Source organism: Streptomyces sp. Root1310 (genome assembly GCF_001426425.1).
Taxonomy (GTDB): domain Bacteria; phylum Actinomycetota; class Actinomycetes; order Streptomycetales; family Streptomycetaceae; genus Streptomyces.
The window spans coordinates 1-16,184 of record NZ_LMEQ01000035.1; the positions used below are offsets into that span (position 1 = coordinate 1).

Here is a 16,184-nt window from a genome sequence, read left to right on the forward strand (position 1 = left end):
ATCAACATATCTGGCGTTGATTTTTGGCACGCTGTTGAGTTCTCAAGGAACGGACGCTTCCTTTGTACTCACCCGAGAGACTCTCTCAGGCTTTCCTCCGGGCGCTTCCCTTCGGTCTTGCGTTCCAAACTCTATCAGGGTTTTTCCGGCCTCCTGACCACCGTTCCGCAGACATGCGAAAGATGATCCAGAGATTAGGATCTGACAAGTTGGGTGCTGCTCGGCAAGCGCGCTTGTTCGCGTCACTCACCCTCAAGCAGGAGTACGACTGTACACGGGGCCGCAGAGACGCTGCAAATCGACTACGCTAGTGGTCTAGACCACGGATCGGCTGTTCTCGTGCGGAACCGGTACTTCGTATGACATACCCTGCTGCACAGTGCGCCGACCTGGACAAGCAGTGACGGCCCATATACATCTCCACCCCTGGGAGGCTTCCCATGACCACCGTGACGTCCCCTCTAGTAGGACGCGCCATCGGGCTGGCGGCCGTGCCGGACCCCGTCTTCTCCGGGGCCATGGTCGGCCCGGGCACGGCGATCGACCCGGTGCGTGAGCCCTCCGAGGCCGTCGCACCCGTGGACGGAGTCATCGTCTCCCTCCACCCGCACGCCTTCGTCGTGGTCGACTCCGAGGGACATGGGGTACTCACCCATCTCGGGATCGACACCGTGCAGCTCAACGGCGAGGGCTTCGAACTCCTCGTGAACAAGGGCGACACCGTGACGCGCGGGCAGAGCATCGTGCGATGGAACCCGGCCGCGGTCGAGGAGGCCGGCAAGTCCCCGGTGTGCCCGGTCGTCGCCCTGGAGGCCACGGCCGACGCGCTCGGCGAACTCCGTGAAGACGGCGACGTCAAAGCCGGCGACGCTCTCTTTTCCTGGCAGTAGTACTGACGCCGTCGTACCGACGGCACACAGGACAACCACCGCGGCGGCGGGACCCGCCGCACTATCGGAGACGGGTGAGATGGAGACAACGCTGCGAGGCGTCGGCGTGAGTCACGGTGTGGCGATCGGCGAGGTTCGGCACATGGGAACGGCGGTGCTCGAACCGCCCGCCAAGCAGATCCCGGCGGAAGAGGCGGGGCGCGAACAGGGACGCGCCCGCAAGGCCGTGGAGGCTGTGGCAGCCGATCTGATGGCGCGCGGCAATCTGGCGGGGGGCGAAGCCCAGGCGGTGCTCGAGGCACAGGCCATGATGGCCCAGGATCCCGAGCTGATGGTCGACGTGGACCGGCGTATCGCCGTCGGCAGCACGGCCGAGCGTGCCGTGTACGACGCGTTCGCCGCCTACCGTGAGTTGCTGGCGGGAGCCGGCGAGTACCTCGCCGGCCGTGTGGCCGACCTCGACGATGTGCGGAATCGTATCGTCGCCCGTCTGCTGGGCGTCCCGATGCCCGGTGTCCCGGACAGTGACGAGCCATATGTGCTGGTGGCGCGGGACCTGGCACCCGCCGACACCGCGCTGCTGGATCCGACGCTCGTGCTCGGTTTCGTCACCGAGGAGGGCGGGCCGACGAGTCACAGCGCCATCCTGGCGCGGGCGCTCGGGGTGCCCGCCGTAGTGGCCCTGCCGGGTGCCGGTGAGCTCGCCGAGGGAACGGTGATCGCCGTCGACGGCAGCACCGGCGACGTGTTCGTGAACCCCAGCGCAGAGAAGAAGGCCCTGCTCGAGGCCGCGGCGGCCGAGCGCAAGGCGGCTCTGGCCGCCTCGACCGGGCCGGGCGCCACCGCCGACGGTCACAAGGTGCCGCTGCTGGCGAACGTCGGAGGTCCTGCCGACGTGCCCGCTGCCCTGGCGGCCGGGGCGGAAGGGGTGGGGCTCTTCCGTACCGAGTTCCTTTTCCTCGACGACAGCAAGAGCGCGCCGTCCGAGGAGAAGCAGGTCGAGGCCTACCGGCAGGTGCTCGAGGCGTTCCCCGAGGGACGAGTCGTCGTGCGCGTGCTGGATGCGGGCGCCGACAAGCCGCTGGACTTCCTCACTCCTGCCGACGAGCCCAACCCGGCTCTGGGCGTGCGCGGGCTTCGGACCCTGCTGGACCACCCCGACGTCCTGCGGACCCAGCTGACGGCGTTGGCCAAGGCCGCCGAGGGGCTGCCTGTCTACCTCGAGGTCATGGCGCCGATGGTGGCGGACCGTGCCGACGCGAAGGCGTTCGCGGACGCCTGCCGTGAGGCGGGGCTGCGGGCGAAGTTCGGCGCGATGGTGGAGATCCCGTCGGCCGCTCTGCGGGCTCGTTCGATCCTGCAGGAGGTGGAGTTCCTTTCGCTGGGTACCAACGACCTCGCGCAGTACACGTTCGCCGCCGACCGCCAGGTGGGTGCGGTGTCCCGGCTGCAGGACCCGTGGCAGCCCGCGCTGCTGGACCTCGTCGCGCTGTCCGCCGAGGCGGCGCGGGCCGAAGGCAAGAGCTGTGGTGTGTGTGGCGAGGCCGCGTCCGATCCGCTGCTCGCGTGTGTGCTGACGGGTCTGGGAGTCACCTCTCTTTCCATGGGGGCGGCGTCGATCCCCTACGTCCGGACCGCACTGGCGAAGTACACGCTGGCGCAGTGTGAGCGTGCCGCGGCTGCCGCGCGTGCGGCGGACAGCGCCGAGGAAGCGCGCGGCGCGGCGCAGGCCGTGCTCTCCGGCGAGTAGTCGGTTCCGGCCGGCGGTCGGCCGGTGAGCAGGGGCGCTCCGCCTTCGGGTGGAGCGCCCCTGCTGCGTGTGAGCGTCCTGGTCACCCCTGCTTCAGTGGCTGTGGCCCGGTGTCTTCCCCTCCGGGCCGAGCTCCGGCGCGAAGCAGTAGTCCACGTTGGACTCGGGTGAGATGAGGTCGCCGGACTCCACGTCGGTGCAGTAGGCGTCGAAGACCTCGCCGGCGGTCAGGGGTTCGAGGCCGTCGCCGCGCAGCCGCCAGCCGTAGATACGGTCGGAGGTGTCGTGGGCGGTGGTGCGCATGACCAGCCCGCCGGGGCTCCGGGTGGCGAGGCCGAGGGCGAGGACGGTGGTGAACTCGAGCGCTCCGGCCTCGTCGAGTCGGGTGGCGCCCTCGGCCTCCTCGTCCGCGTGCAGGACGGCGACCAGTGTCTCGGGTGTGCCGGTCACGCTGCACACGAGGTGCCGGTTGCCGGGTGGTGCCGTGTCCAGGATGCGGGCGACGAGGTCCGATGCGCGGGTGAAGGCGGCGCGGCCGATGTCCTCGCCGCAGGTGGCGCAGGCGCCGAGGCGGGCGAGCAGGGTGGCCGCGTATTCCCAGGTCGCCTGGCGTACCGCTTCGTCGACGAGGGCGGGCAGGAGATCGGCGAGGGGCTGGCCCTCGTAGGGGATGGTGGGGCCCGTGGTCGCGAGTTCGGCGGTGAAGCGGGTGCGGTTGGCGGGGATGTCGGGGTCGAGTCCCCTGCCCGTGCAGTACTCGGCGTATTCCCGGGGGTCGAAGAGGGCCACGGTGGTGTGGGTGCCTTGTGTGGCGCGTGTCTTCAGAAGGTCTTCGACCTGTCGGAGGTAGACGGCGTGATCGTCGAACGTGAAGGTGCGGTAGCGCCGCATGGCACGGAAGTCGTGTTCGTCGGTGAGCAGGCCGATGGTGCCGGCGATCTCACGGCGCAGGACGCGTCGCATGGTCCGGTGGTCGGTGTGTGTCATGTTTCCCCCTGTGCGCACGGTCGATCAATGCTCACTCACAGTAACCGGCGGCACTGACAACGGGCCCCCGTCTCATCGAGTCAGGGGCCCGTGGTTCAGAAACGTGCAGGTCACGGCTCAGGTCCGGTTGCGGGCGAGCTCCTCGTAGAAGTGCAGGAGGTCGAGGTTGTCGATGGAGCCCGGGTTGACCGCCTTCTCCAGCGGAGTGCCCTGGAGGAGGCGTTTGACCGGGACCTCGATGCGTTTGCCGGTGAGGGTGTGCGGGACTCCGGGTACCTCGATGACCTCGTCGGGGACGTGGCGCGGCGAGAGCTGTTCGCGGATGGCCTGCTTGATGCGGCCGAGGAGGGCCTCGTCGAGTGCGGCTCCCGGGGCGAGGTGCACGAAGAGCGGCATCCAGTAGCCGCCGTCGGGCTGCTCGATCCCGATGACCAGGGATTCCTTGATCTCGGGGAGCCGTTCGACGACCTCGTAGATGTCGGCGGAGCCCATGCGTACGCCCTGGCGGTTGAGTGTGGAGTCGGAACGGCCGTGGATGACGACCGAACCGCGCGAGGTGACGGTGATCCAGTCGCCGTGGCGCCACACGCCGGGGTAGGTGTCGAAGTAGCTGTCGTGGTAGCGGCTGCCGTCGGGGTCGTTCCAGAACCGGACCGGCATGGACGGCATGGGGTTGGTGACGACGAGTTCACCCACCTCGTCGATCACGGGGTGGCCGTCGGCGTCCCAGGACTGCAGGTCGGTGCCGAGGCCGGGGGCCTGGAGTTCGCCGGTGTGGACGGGAAGCGTCGGGACGGCCCCGGCGAAGCAGGAGCAGACGTCCGTGCCGCCGCTGACGGACGCGATCCACAGGTCGTCGCGTACCTCGTCGTGCAGCCAGCGGAAGCCGTCGGGCGGGAGCGGTGACCCCGTGGTGGCGACGCACTGGACCGTGGAGAGGTCGAAGTCGCGGGACGGGTGCACCCCCGCCTTGCGGCACGCCATGACGTAGGCCGCCGAGGTGCCGTAGAGGGTGGCTCCGGTGCGTTCGGCGATGCGCCACTGGGCGGCGGTGTCGGGGTAGCCGGGGCTGCCGTCGTAGAGGACGATCGTCGTGCCGGTCAGGAGGCCGGAGACGAGGAAGTTCCACATCATCCAGCCGGTCGAGGTGTACCAGAAGAAGCGGTCGTCGGGGCCGAGGTCGCAGTGCAGGCCCAGCTGCTTGAGGTGTTCGACGAGGATGCCGCCCTGGGACTGGACGATGGCTTTGGGCAGGCCGGTCGTGCCGGAGGAGTAGAGCACCCACAGGGGATGGTCGAAGGGGACCGGTTCGAAGACGGGTTCCTCGTTCGCGGTGGTGAGGGCCGACCATTCCAGGGCGCCCTCGGGTGCCTCGGTGCCCAGGAGCGGGATGTGGACGACGGCGCGCAGGGTGGGCAGTTCGCGGCGCAGTTCGGCGACGACGTCGCGGCGGTCGTGCTCCTTGCCGCCGTAGCGGTAGCCGTCGACGGTGAACAGGACGACGGGTTCGACCTGCTGGAAGCGGTCGAGGACGCTGCGGGCGCCGAAGTCGGGGGCGCAGGAGGTCCAGACGCCGCCGACGGCGGCCGTGGCGAGGAGCGCGACGACGGCCTGCGGGATGTTCGGAAGGTAGCCGCTGACCCGGTCGCCGGGGCGGACGCCGAGGGCGCGCAGTTCGGCCGCGAGGGAGCCGACCTGGCGGCGCAGGTCGCCCCAGGTCACCGGCTGCGGCTCGTGGGTCTCGTCCACATACAGGAGGGCCGGTTCGTCCGCGCGGGTGGTGGCGGCGCGCAGGGCGTGCTCGGCGTAGTTGAGCGTGGCTCCGGCGAACCACTGGGCGCCGGGCATGGAGCGGTCGCCCAGCACGCGCGCGTAGGGCGTCGAGAACCGTACGTCGAACCATTCCGTGACGGCTGTCCAGAACGTCTCCAGCTCGTCCACGGACCAGCGGTGCAGCGCGGGATAGCCCCCTGTGGAGGGGGCTCCGTGGCGCTCGGCCGCCCAGGTCTGGAACCTGGTGACCTGGGCCCGCGCGATGCGCTGCGGATCAGGCCGCCAGAGCGGCTCGGGGTTCAGGGTCGACATGGGGCGGCTCCCGGACTCTGCGCGTCGTGTGCGTCGCCCGCGCACGAGCTGGGGTGGTGCGCGTGACGCGGCTGACACGGACGATGCCATGTGATCGACTTCTGCACCAGGGTGGGCTCCCCACAGTCCGTCCCGTGAAGATGTGGCCTCACCACGGGTGAACGGCAGTTGAACGACCCGCGCGCGTGACGCGGTCAGTGACAGGGTGAACAGCATGGACGGTCGTGACCTGGTGCGTTCGATGAAGGCGGTCGGTCGGGCGGGAGCTGCCCAGGGTCTGCGCACGGTACGGGCCGCGTGGCGCAGGAACCGTGCCGACGCCGCCGGGCTGCCGGTGCGGGGTCCCGAGCGCGCGCGGGTGCCGGGTGCGGTGCAGGAGGCGGAGCCGGGGCCCGGTGGGGGGACGCTCCGGTTCAGTCGCTCCGAGCTGAGGATCCGCGTCGCCGTGAGCGGCGCGGTGTTCTGGGGGTGGGACGGGGCCGAGCCCGAGCCGTCGTACGCGCTGGCCGGCCGCTGTCCGGAGCCGGACCCCCGGGCGGTTCTGGAGCCCGACAAGGACGGCGGGTGGCGCGTGATCGCCGAACGGGTGACGGTCGTGGTCTCACGGCACGGTGCCATCGACGTGTGCACGCCCGGAGGCGTGATGCTGCGGCGGGAGCTGCCGCCCCGGTGGTGGGAACCGCAGGAGGGTGGGCCGGCGCGCTGGATGCAGCGTTCGGAGGTTGCGGCCGACGCGCGCTTCTTCGGTCCCGGGGGGCGGGCGTCCGGTCCGCGGCTGCGCGACGGCACCTACCGGCTGTGGAACACGGATCCGGGACACCCTCACGGGCGTGGGGACGATCCGCTCCCGCTCACGATGCCGCTGCAGCTGGTGGTGGCCGACGCGGGCACTCACCTGGTGTTTCACGACACCTCCTGGGACGGCACGGTCACGCTGCGGGAGGGCAAGGAGGGGGCGGGCTCCGGGCACGACCGGTCCGGGGCGTGCGAGGTGCGGATGGAGGGCGGTCCGCTGCGTTGCTGGGTGGTGGTGGGCACCCCCGCGCGTGTGCTGCTCGCCTGGGTCGCGCTCACCGGGGCGCCCGCGCTGCCGCCCGCGTGGGCGCTGGGTCATCAGCTCGCGGGCCGGGGCCTCGGGAGCGAGGAGGAGGTGCGCCGGACAGTCGCGGGCCATCAGGAGCACGGTCTGCCGCTCGATGCCGTCCACCTGGGCTTCGACCACTACAACGACCGCCAGGTGTTCACAGTCGACCAGGAGCGCTTCCCGAAACTGGCGGTGCTCTCCGAGGAACTGCGTCGGGACGGGATACGTCTGGTGTCGGCCGTCGGCCCGGCGGTCAGGGCCACGCCGGGCAACGCCGTGTACGACGGCGGGACCGCCGAGGACGTGTTCGTGCGAGGCGCGTCGGGCCGGGTGGTCAAGGCGGTGGCGTCGCCCGGGGAGGCCGTTTTCCCGGACTTCACGCACGCGCGCGTGCGGCAGTGGTGGGGAGGGCTCCACGCGGAGCGGATCGCGCAGGGGTTCGCCGGCCTCTGGCATGACATGGACGAACCGACGGTGTTCGCCGCTTTCGGGGAGTCGACGTTGCCCCGGTCGGCCCGGCACGCCCTGGAGGGACGCGGGGGTGACCATCGCGAGGCCCACAACGTGTACGGCCTGTGCATGGCCTCGGCGGCCTACGAGGGGGTGCGGGACCTGGTTCCGGACCAGCGTCCCTTCGTCTTCTCGCGGTCCGGCTGGGCGGGCGTGCAGCGCTACGGCGGCATCTGGTCCGGGGCCGCCGCCGCGGACTGGCCGGGGTTGCGGGCGTCACTGTCGCTGGTGCTGGGTCTCGGGCTGTGCGGCGTGCCCTGTGCGGGCCCGGACACGGGCGGTTTCGACGGTGGTCCGTCGCCCGAGCTGTACGTGCGCCGGCTCCAGCTGGGGGCGTACCTGCCGCTGTTCCGTACGCACGTGAGCGTGCGGGCGGGGCAGCGGGCGCCGTGGGATTTCGGTCCGGAGGTGCTGGAGCACGCGCGTGTGGCGCTCGTCGGGCGTCGGCGGCTGCTGCCGTACTTCGTGACGCTGGCGCATCTGGCCCGGCGTACCGGGGCCCCCTATGTGCGTCCGATGTGGTGGGGGGCGCCCGGCAACCGGGCGTTGCGGGACTGCGAGGACGCCTTCCTGCTGGGTGACTGCCTCCTGGTGGCGCCGGTGCTCGACCCCGGGACCGACCGGCGAACGGTGCAGTTGCCGCGGGGGCGCTGGTACGACACGGCGACGGGGCGGGCGTACCAGGGGCCGGGGCAGGTGCTCGTGGAGGCCCCTTTGTCGCGTGTCCCGGTGTTCGCGCGCGCGGGTGCCGTCATACCGGTGCGCGGCGAGGACGGCCGGCTGGAGTTGGAGGTGTGGGCGCCGGCGCGGGGGCGGACGGGTGGCGGTGTGGTCGTGCGGGACGCGGGCGACGGCTGGGAGGAGCCGGAGGTCGAACGGTACGTCGCCCGCTGGGAGGGGCCGCGGGTCGTCGTCGAGCGGGAGGGTGCGGACGGCGTGCGGGGGCCGTCCCACCCGGTGCGGGTACGCGGGCTCGACGAGCGCTGAGCTCAGATGTAGCGGCCCTCGAAGAACGCCCGCACAGCGAGTGTGTGCAGGGGGAAGGCGAGTTCCTCCTGCCCGCGCAGAAGGTGCCAGCCCTCGGTCTCGTCCGTGGGGGCGGTCGCCGGGAGACGGTCCGCGGGGCGCTCCGGCAGCAGCCCGAACAGCAGCAGGTGGCCGTCGGGAGAGCTCATGGCGTCGGCCAGCCGCACGTCACGGGGCGCCGCGTCGATGCCGGTCTCCTCCATGAGTTCGCGTACGACGGCCTGGCGCCAGTCCTCGCGGTCGTCGATGTAGCCGCCGGGCAGTGCGATGCCCCCGCGCGCGGGGGCGATGGTTCGGGTGATGACGACCAGGGCGGTGCCCTTCGTGTCGTACACGGGCTGGAGCGCGACGGCGACCGGCAGCGGGTTGCGGTAGGCCACGGTGGCGCAGGCCGGGCAGGTGCGGGGCCAGCCGGTGGCGCCCTCCCCGTAGGGCGCTCCGCAACTCGAACAGTGGGAGTCGCGCGCGGAGTTCGAAGTGGAGTGCAGGTTTTCGGACACGCGGCGGAGCGTATCCGATCTTGGGGAGGGCGTCGTACGGATGCGGCTCAATACCTCTGGGCGAGCGACCTGGCGGACACGGGGAAGTCGAAGTAGGTGTCGGGGTAGGGCTCGGGCTTGAAGGTGTAGTGCCACCACTCCTCGGCGAGATTCACGAAGCCGAGGGCTTCCAGAGTGGTTTTCAGGAGGATCCGGTTGGCGCGCTGCCGCCCCTGGACGCGCGGGTCCAGGGTGTGGGCCAGGGTGTCGAAGCAGTCGAAGCCGGTGCCCATGTCGACCGAGTTGTCGGGGAAGCGCTGCTGTCGCGGCGCGTAGCAGGGCACGAGGGGTTCACCGGGCACGTAGGGCCTGGTCGGGGTGGCGGGGAGCTTCACGATGGTCAGGTCCATGGTCGAACCCCGGCTGTGCCCGGACTTCGCGGCGATGTAGCCGTCCTCGAACAGGCGGGTCTTGTCGACGTTCGGGTAGAACTCCCCCTTTGTCGTCTCGTCGTTCAGGTCCTCGGCCCATCGGACGAAGTGGTTCACGGCGCGCTGGGGGCGGTAGCAGTCGTAGACCTTGAGCGTGTATCCCCGGCTCAGCAGGTTCGTCTGGGCCCGGTGCAGGGCCTCGGCGGCCGGCCGGGTGAGGATGCAGATCGGCTGCCGGTATCCGTCGATGCGTTCCCCGACGAAGTTGTGCGGCGTGAAGTAGCGCATCTCCTGAAGGATCGTCGGGTCCACGGTTCTCAGGGCCACGAAGTCCGCGGGGGCCGCGGGGTCGGCGTCGGCCCGCGCGGTGGCGGAGGCGGCGGTCACGGTCAGCAGGGCGACGAGCACGGCGACGACACCGCGTGCCGCGCCGGAGAGTCGGGTCATGTCTCCTGCCCTGCCCATTTCACCCCGCCCGTGACACACTTCTGACGTTCCGTCAGACACGCTGCCGGGAGGGACCATGTCACGCACACGCACACCCGTGGTCACGGGCTGGTTCGCAGGGGACGGGGACGAATTCAGGCTGCTCGGCACGCGCTGCTCGGCCTGCCGGTCGGTCTTCTTCCCGCGCGAGGACACGCACTGTCGCAACCCGGGCTGCGGGGGCGGCGACCTGGCGGAGGTGCCGCTCTCGCGGCGGGGGCGCGTCTGGTCGTACACGGACAGCCGGTACCGCCCTCCGTCACCCTATGTGAGCGATCCGGAACTTCCGTGGGAGCCGTACGCGTTGATCGCTGTGGAGCTGGAGTCCGAGCGGATCGTGGTGCTGGGGCAGGCGGTTCCCGGGGTCACCGTCGCCGATCTGGCGGTGGGGATGGAGATGGAGGTCGTCCCGGGCGTGCTCGACGAGGACGCGGAGACGACCTGGACGACCTGGCGATGGCGGCCGACGGGGGTGGCGTGATGACGGCAGAGGTGGCGGTGCTCGGCGCCGGGATGCATCCGTGGGGCAAGTGGGGGCGCGGCTTCGTCGAGTACGGCGTGAAGGCGGCGCGCGCGGCCCTCGCGGACGCCGGTGTGGACTGGCGGGACGTCGGTTCGATCGTGGGCGCGGACACGGTGCGTGGCGGCTATCCCGGATATGTGGCCGGGGCTACGTTCGCCAGGGCGCTGGGGTGGCAGGGCGCCCGCGTCGCGAGCGTCTACGCGGCCTGCGCGTCGGGCGCCCAGGCGATCAGCGCGGCCCGCGCCCAGATCCTCGCGGGCCTGGCGGACGTGGTGCTCGTGGTGGGGGCCGACGCCGCCCCCAAGGGCTTCTTCCGGCCCGCGGGCGGGGACCGGCCGGACGACCCGGACTGGCTGCGGTTCCGGGTGCTCGGCGCGACCAACCCGACGTACTTCGGGCTGTACGCGCGCAGGCGCATGGCCGTGCACGGGGACACGCCGGAGGACTTCGCGCAGGTCAAGGTGAAGAACGCCGCCATGGGCGCACTGAACCCGAACGCGCGCTACCGCAAGCGCGTGACGGCGGAGGAGGTCGCCGCCTCCGCGGTGGTCGCCGATCCGCTGCGGCTGCTGGACATCTGCGCAACGTCGGACGGCGGGGCCGCGCTGGTGCTGTCCAGCATGGAGTTCGCCCGACGGCACGGGGCGGCGGAGCCGGTACGCATCAGGGCGGTGTCCACCGTGACGCCCAGGTACCCCAGCACGGTGCTGGATCTGCCGGACATCGCGACCGATTCCGCGGTGGGGGCGGAGCCGGGCGGGGAGGCCTTCCGGGCTTCGATCGCCCGAGCCGCCTACGAAGAGGCCGGCCTGGGACCCGAGGACCTGTCCCTCGCCGAGGTCTACGACCTGTCCACCGCACTGGAGTTGCAGTGGTACGAGGATCTGGGGCTGTGCGGCGAGGGCGAGGCCGCCAAGTTGCTGCGGGAGGGCGTGACGGCGCCGGGCGGCCGTATACCGGTGAACGCGAGCGGTGGACTCGCCTCCTTCGGCGAGGCGGTGCCCGCGCAGGCCATCGCCCAGGTCTGCGAGGTCACCTGGCAGCTGCGGGGGCAGGCGGGCGATCGCCAGATCCCGGACGCGCGCGTGGCCGTCACGGCGAACCAGGGGCTGTTCGGGCATGGTTCGGCGGTGGTCGCGGTGCGGTGAGGAGGACCCGGAGCCTCCGCGTCACCGGTCCCGCCCGGCCTCCCTCACCCTCCGTGTTCACCTCGGAATCCTGTGTGAACGTCTCATGAACTGCGCCTGGGGGCACGCCCGCAGCGCAATCATGCTGCCGTGCACTCCTGGACGGACACTCTCCGCTTCGCCTTCCAGCCCGTGGTCAACCTGACCACCGCGGGAGTGGCGGGGCTGGAGATACTCGCCCGACCGGAGGCCGGCGACATCGTGGCGCAGGCCCGCCGGGATCCCGAACTCGACGGCCGACTGGCCGTGTCGGCGTTTCGCACGGCGGCCCGCAGCGAGACCCTGCTGCCCCTCCAGGTGAACGTGTTCGCCGCCACTCTGGCCGATCTCGGCGGGCTCACCGCGCTGCACGACGCCGTGCGCGAGGCGGGGCGGTTGCCCTGGGAGGTCACGCTCGACGTCGTTCCGCCCTACACACACGTCCCGCAGCCCGCGCTGCTGGAGGCCCTGGCGGCCCTCCGGGACCAGGGCTTCCGCATCAGCGCGGACGGGGTCGGGGACGGGGACGTACCGCTGCGGCTGCTCGTCGACATCGCGCCGGACCTGGTCAAGCTCGACGCCTCGCTCCTGGCACGGCCCGCCGGGGTCAGGGCGATGCGGACCCTGTGCGACGAGTTGGGGGCGCTGCTGGTCGTCGAGGGGGTGGAGACCGAGCTCCAGTGCGCGGCCGCGATGTCGGCCGGGGCCCAGCTGGCCCAGGGCACGCTCTTCGCGCCGCCGAGCCGGTTGCCGGCCGCCGACGTGTACGTTCCGCCGCTCGGTCCCGCCGTCCTGCCGGCGCTCCGGTCGGGGCCTTCGGTACGGGAGTTCGTCCGGCCGGCCGCGCTGCTGCCCGCGACCGCCTCCGCCGGTCGGGTACGGGCGCTGCTGACCGGTTCGCCGGACGTGTCCGGGGTGCTGCTCGTGGACGGTACGGGGGTTCTCGTGCGGTCGGTGCACCGGTCACGGTTCCTGCTGTCGATGTCCGGGCGCTACGGCCATGCCCTGTACGCGGACCGTCCCGCCGCGAAACTCGGCGATCCGCCGCGGACGGTGGGCGTCGACGCGACGGCGTGGGAGGTGCTGGACGTGGTCGCGGTCGGCGACCGGGACCGTACCTCGGACGACGTGGCGGTCGTCGACCGCGACGGGCGGTGCGTGGGTGTCGTCCGGCTCGCGGACCTCGTACGGGCACTGGCCGAGAGCCGGGTCGAGGAGGCGGCCGGCCTGAATCCGCTGACGCGGCTGCCCGGTTCGGACGCGATCACCGAGGAGGTGGACCGGAGGATCGCCGAGGGGCGGATCTTCGCGCTGAGCTGGCTGGACATCGACCACTTCAAGCAGGTCAACGACGGGGCCGGGTTCGCGGCGGGTGACGAGCTCATCCGGTCGGTGGGGCGGGCACTCCAGCTGACGGCGTCGGGGAACGCGCGGGTGGGCCACATCGGCGGCGACGACTTCCTGGTGCTGGCCGATCCGGAGGGCCTGGAGCCGCTGGTCTCCACCGTGCTGGACGTGCCGTGGTCGGCGGGCGGGCACCCGGTGACGCTGTCGCTGGCCACCGTTCTGTGCCGGCCGGGCAGTGTGACGGATCACCGCCAGGCGGCCGCGTATCTGGCGCCCTTGAAGAAGGCAGCGAAGTCGTTGCGAGGGGCGAGCTGGGTGGTCGGGCACGCGGGGCTGGCCGGATACCGGATCCGGCGCGGGTCGCGGCCGAAGGCTCCCGCGGGGACGGGGCCGGGGACACCGGCGACGGAGCCGGCGGGCGGGCTGACCTGACGTCAGCGAGCGGACGGGCGGCCGAACCCCGGTGCTGCCCCGAAGAGTCGACGAACCGCCGGTGGGCTCGGCGACGGCCGTGCGCCCTCCTCGGGTCGGGTCCGGGGTCGGGTCCGGGGTCGGGTCCGGGGCAGATGCGGGGTCAGGTGCGGGGTCCGCTCCAGGGTCAGATGCGAGGTCAGGTCCAGGTCGGGTGTGGGGTCCGGGGTCGTCGTCAGGTGGACGGGAGGCACGCTCCGGGGTGCCGGGCCGTTGATCGGTGCCCCGGACGTCGGGGGGCGTGGGCCGTCTCGCGTGTCTCCAACCGTTGCCGTCGGCCTTCTTGACGCTCCCTGGGCGCCGGTGAACACTTCCCGGTGTCAGCCGACATCGCCGTACATTCTCGGCGTATCCAGGCACGCGCCACGCGGGCTCCCGATGCAAGGCCCACTCCCCCGGGGGCGATTCGGCTACGACGGCACGCTCGTCACGGACGCCGGGCGGGGCACAGGGATCTCCCTGCCTCGGCTCCGGCAGCCACGGGAACCGCACCCTGTACGGAGCACCGGGGCCGATCCGCCCCGGGCCGGGCCCAGGAGCCGCCATGAGCAACGCAGACATATTCGTCGGCGAGGTCATCGGTACCGCGATCCTCATCCTGTTCGGGGCGGGAGTGTGCGCCGCCGTCAGCCTCAGGCACTCCAAGGCCCGGGCCTCGGGGTGGATCGTGATCGCCTTCGGCTGGGGGTTCGGCGTGCTGGCGGGCGCCTACACCGCAGCTCCGCTGTCGGGCGGGCATCTCAATCCGGCCGTGACCCTCGGCATCGCCGTCGACACGGGCGAGTGGGGCAAGGTGTGGGTGTATCTGCTGGGGCAGATGGCCGGTGCGATGCTCGGCGCGGTCCTCGCGTACCTGGTGTACCTCGCGCAGTTCCAGGCGAACGTGCGGGGCGAGGGCCTCACCGAGGGCCCTGGTGAGGGCACCGGCGAGGGCACGGCCGAGGAGCCGACGCCGACCCTGGGCATCTTCTCCACCATCCCCGAGATCCGGAATCCGGCCGCCAACCTGATCACCGAGATCATCGCGACGATCGCCCTGGTCCTGCCGGTTCTCGCCTTCGGTCTGACCGAAGGCCTGGGCGAGTCCGGAATCACGGTGCTGATCGTCTCCCTCCTCGTCGTCGGCATCGGACTCTCCCTCGGCGGGCCCACCGGCTATGCCATCAACCCGGCACGCGACCTCGGGCCCCGCATTGTGCACACCTTCCTGCCGATCCCGAACAAGGGCACCTCGGACTGGGGATACGCCTGGATCCCGGTCGTCGGCCCGCTCGTCGGCGGAGCGCTCGCGGGTCTCCTGTACAACGCGGCCTTCTGAAGCGCCGTCCGACCGCCGCCGCAGTCATCCACGCAGCCTTCCGAATGAGCCCAAGGGGTAGCCATGACGGACAACGCCGAGAAGTACGTCGCCGCGATCGACCAGGGCACCACCTCCAGCCGCTGCATCGTCTTCGACCGGAACGGCGCGATCGTCGCCGTCGACCAGCGCGAGCACCGCCAGATCTTCCCCAAGCCCGGCTGGGTGGAGCACGACGCCACCGAGATCTGGTCCAAGGTGCAGGCCGTGGTCGCCGGGGCGATCGCCAAGGCCGGACTGCGCGCCGACCAGATCAGCGCCCTCGGGATCACCAACCAGCGCGAGACGACCGTGCTGTGGGACCGCGCCACCGGCAAGCCGGTGCACAACGCGATCGTGTGGCAGGACACCCGCACCGCGGGACTCTGCGCCCGGCTGGGGGGATCCGACGGGCAGGACCGTTTCCGCGAGCAGACCGGGCTGCCGTTGGCCAGCTACTTCTCGGGGCCCAAGGCGGCCTGGCTGCTGGACAATGTGCCGGGCCTCAGGGCTCGCGCCGAGCGCGGGGAGATCGCCTTCGGCACGATCGACTCCTGGCTGATCTGGAACCTCACCGGCGGCGTCGACGGCGGCCGGCACGTCACGGACGTCACCAACGCCGGGCGCACCCTGCTGATGAACCTGGAGACCCTCCAGTGGGACCCCTCCATCCTGTCCGCGATGGACGTGCCAGAGGCCGTGCTGCCGGAGATCAGGTCCTCCGCCGAGGTGTACGGCACCGCCGTGGGCCAACTCGGCGGCGTACCGGTCGCCTCGGCGCTGGGCGACCAGCAGGCGGCGGTGTTCGGCCAGGCCTGCTACGAGGTGGGCACGGCGAAGAACACGTACGGGACGGGCAGTTTCCTGCTGCTCAACACCGGTAACCGGCCGGTGCCTTCGAAGAGCGGGCTGTTGACGACGATGGGCTACAAGATCGGCGGTGAGGCGCCGGTCTACTGTCTGGAGGGTTCGATCGCCATCACAGGTGCGCTCGTGCAGTGGTTCCGGGACCAGCTGGGCATCATCCGTACGGCGGACGAGATCGAGAGCCTGGCGGCGAGCGTCGACGACAACGGCGGCGCCTACATCGTCCCCGCCTTCTCGGGGCTGTTCGCGCCGTACTGGCGCTCCGACGCGCGGGGGGTCGTCACCGGCCTCACCCGCTACGTCACGAAGGGGCATCTCGCGCGGGCGGTGCTCGAGGCGACGAGCTGGCAGACGCGCGAGGTCGTGGACGCCATGTTCCAGGACTCCGGGGTGCAGATCACGACCCTGAAGGTGGACGGGGGCATGACCAGGAACAACCTGCTCATGCAGCATCAGGCGGACGTGCTCGGCGTGCCGGTGATCCGGCCCCGGGTCTCCGAGACGACCTGCCTGGGAGCGGCCTACGCCGCGGGGCTCGCCGTCGGTGTGTGGAACGACCTCGACGAACTCAAGGCGCACTGGCAGAAGGACGCCGAGTGGACCCCGAGGATGGACGCGTCCGTACGTGACCGCGAGTACCACAACTGGCGCAAGGCCGTGGAGAAGAGCCTCGGCTGGCTGGAGGGCGGCGAGGGCTAGTACGCGCGCGTACCTCCCCGTGAGCCACGGCCCGTACCCCGGTCGGC

Annotated in this window: 12 protein-coding genes; 8 read left to right on the plus strand and 4 right to left on the minus strand. The window is 71.4% G+C overall.

From position 1 onward, the window contains the following. Positions 1–440 precede the first annotated feature (440 nt). Both ASD48_RS39780 and ptsP read left to right on the plus strand, forming a co-directional pair. Entirely contained in the window at positions 441–890 is a 450-nt protein-coding gene (locus ASD48_RS39780) for a PTS glucose transporter subunit IIA (RefSeq protein ID WP_057606810.1), read from the plus strand. A 79-nt stretch (positions 891–969) separates the two neighbouring features. Further along, on the plus strand, positions 970–2,640 hold the full coding sequence (gene ptsP / locus ASD48_RS39785) for a phosphoenolpyruvate--protein phosphotransferase (protein ID WP_057606811.1): 1,671 nt from the start codon (positions 970–972) through the stop codon (positions 2,638–2,640). Between the two features lie 93 nt (positions 2,641–2,733). Here ptsP and ASD48_RS39790 read toward each other — a convergent pair whose 3' ends face one another. Both ASD48_RS39790 and ASD48_RS39795 read right to left on the minus strand, forming a co-directional pair. After that, a complete protein-coding gene (locus ASD48_RS39790; RefSeq protein ID WP_057606812.1) occupies positions 2,734–3,627 on the minus strand; it encodes a hypothetical protein in 894 nt (297 codons plus the stop codon). Between the two features lie 117 nt (positions 3,628–3,744). Continuing rightward, positions 3,745–5,712: an acetoacetate--CoA ligase gene (locus ASD48_RS39795; RefSeq protein WP_057606813.1), complete on the minus strand. Its 1,968-nt coding sequence runs from the start codon at positions 5,710–5,712 to the stop codon at positions 3,745–3,747. A 214-nt stretch (positions 5,713–5,926) separates the two neighbouring features. On the opposite strand from ASD48_RS39795, the gene ASD48_RS39800 reads away from it, so the two are divergent. Further along, the gene (locus ASD48_RS39800; protein ID WP_057606814.1) at positions 5,927–8,293 is read left to right on the plus strand and encodes a glycoside hydrolase family 31 protein; all 2,367 of its coding nucleotides are present in this window, start codon (positions 5,927–5,929) and stop codon (positions 8,291–8,293) included. A gap of 2 nt (positions 8,294–8,295) precedes the next feature. Here ASD48_RS39800 and ASD48_RS39805 read toward each other — a convergent pair whose 3' ends face one another. Next, entirely contained in the window at positions 8,296–8,832 is a 537-nt protein-coding gene (locus ASD48_RS39805) for an NUDIX domain-containing protein (protein WP_057606815.1), read from the minus strand. Between the two features lie 47 nt (positions 8,833–8,879). Further along, entirely contained in the window at positions 8,880–9,689 is an 810-nt protein-coding gene (locus tag ASD48_RS39810) for a M15 family metallopeptidase (protein WP_057606816.1), read from the minus strand. Positions 9,690–9,786: 97 nt separating this feature from the next. Between ASD48_RS39810 and ASD48_RS39815 the strand changes: the two genes are divergently transcribed. The 5 genes from ASD48_RS39815 (at position 9,787) to glpK (ending at position 16,137) form a co-directional block, all read left to right on the plus strand. After that, positions 9,787–10,209, plus strand: a complete 423-nt coding sequence (locus ASD48_RS39815) for a zinc ribbon domain-containing protein (RefSeq protein WP_057606817.1) — start codon at positions 9,787–9,789, stop codon at positions 10,207–10,209. Further along, positions 10,209–11,399 carry a lipid-transfer protein gene (locus ASD48_RS39820; protein ID WP_057607047.1) on the plus strand — a complete coding sequence of 397 codons (1,191 nt, stop codon included), beginning with the start codon at positions 10,209–10,211 and terminating at the stop codon, positions 11,397–11,399. Before ASD48_RS39815 ends, ASD48_RS39820 begins: the two co-directional genes overlap by 1 nt. A gap of 129 nt (positions 11,400–11,528) precedes the next feature. Then, on the plus strand, positions 11,529–13,196 hold the full coding sequence (locus tag ASD48_RS39825; protein ID WP_057606818.1) for a GGDEF domain-containing protein: 1,668 nt from the start codon (positions 11,529–11,531) through the stop codon (positions 13,194–13,196). Positions 13,197–13,779: 583 nt separating this feature from the next. Beyond that, positions 13,780–14,553 carry an MIP/aquaporin family protein gene (locus ASD48_RS39830; protein ID WP_057606819.1) on the plus strand — a complete coding sequence of 258 codons (774 nt, stop codon included), beginning with the start codon at positions 13,780–13,782 and terminating at the stop codon, positions 14,551–14,553. A gap of 63 nt (positions 14,554–14,616) precedes the next feature. After that, positions 14,617–16,137: a glycerol kinase GlpK gene (gene glpK / locus ASD48_RS39835; protein WP_057606820.1), complete on the plus strand. Its 1,521-nt coding sequence runs from the start codon at positions 14,617–14,619 to the stop codon at positions 16,135–16,137. The last annotated feature ends 47 nt before the right edge of the window (positions 16,138–16,184 follow it).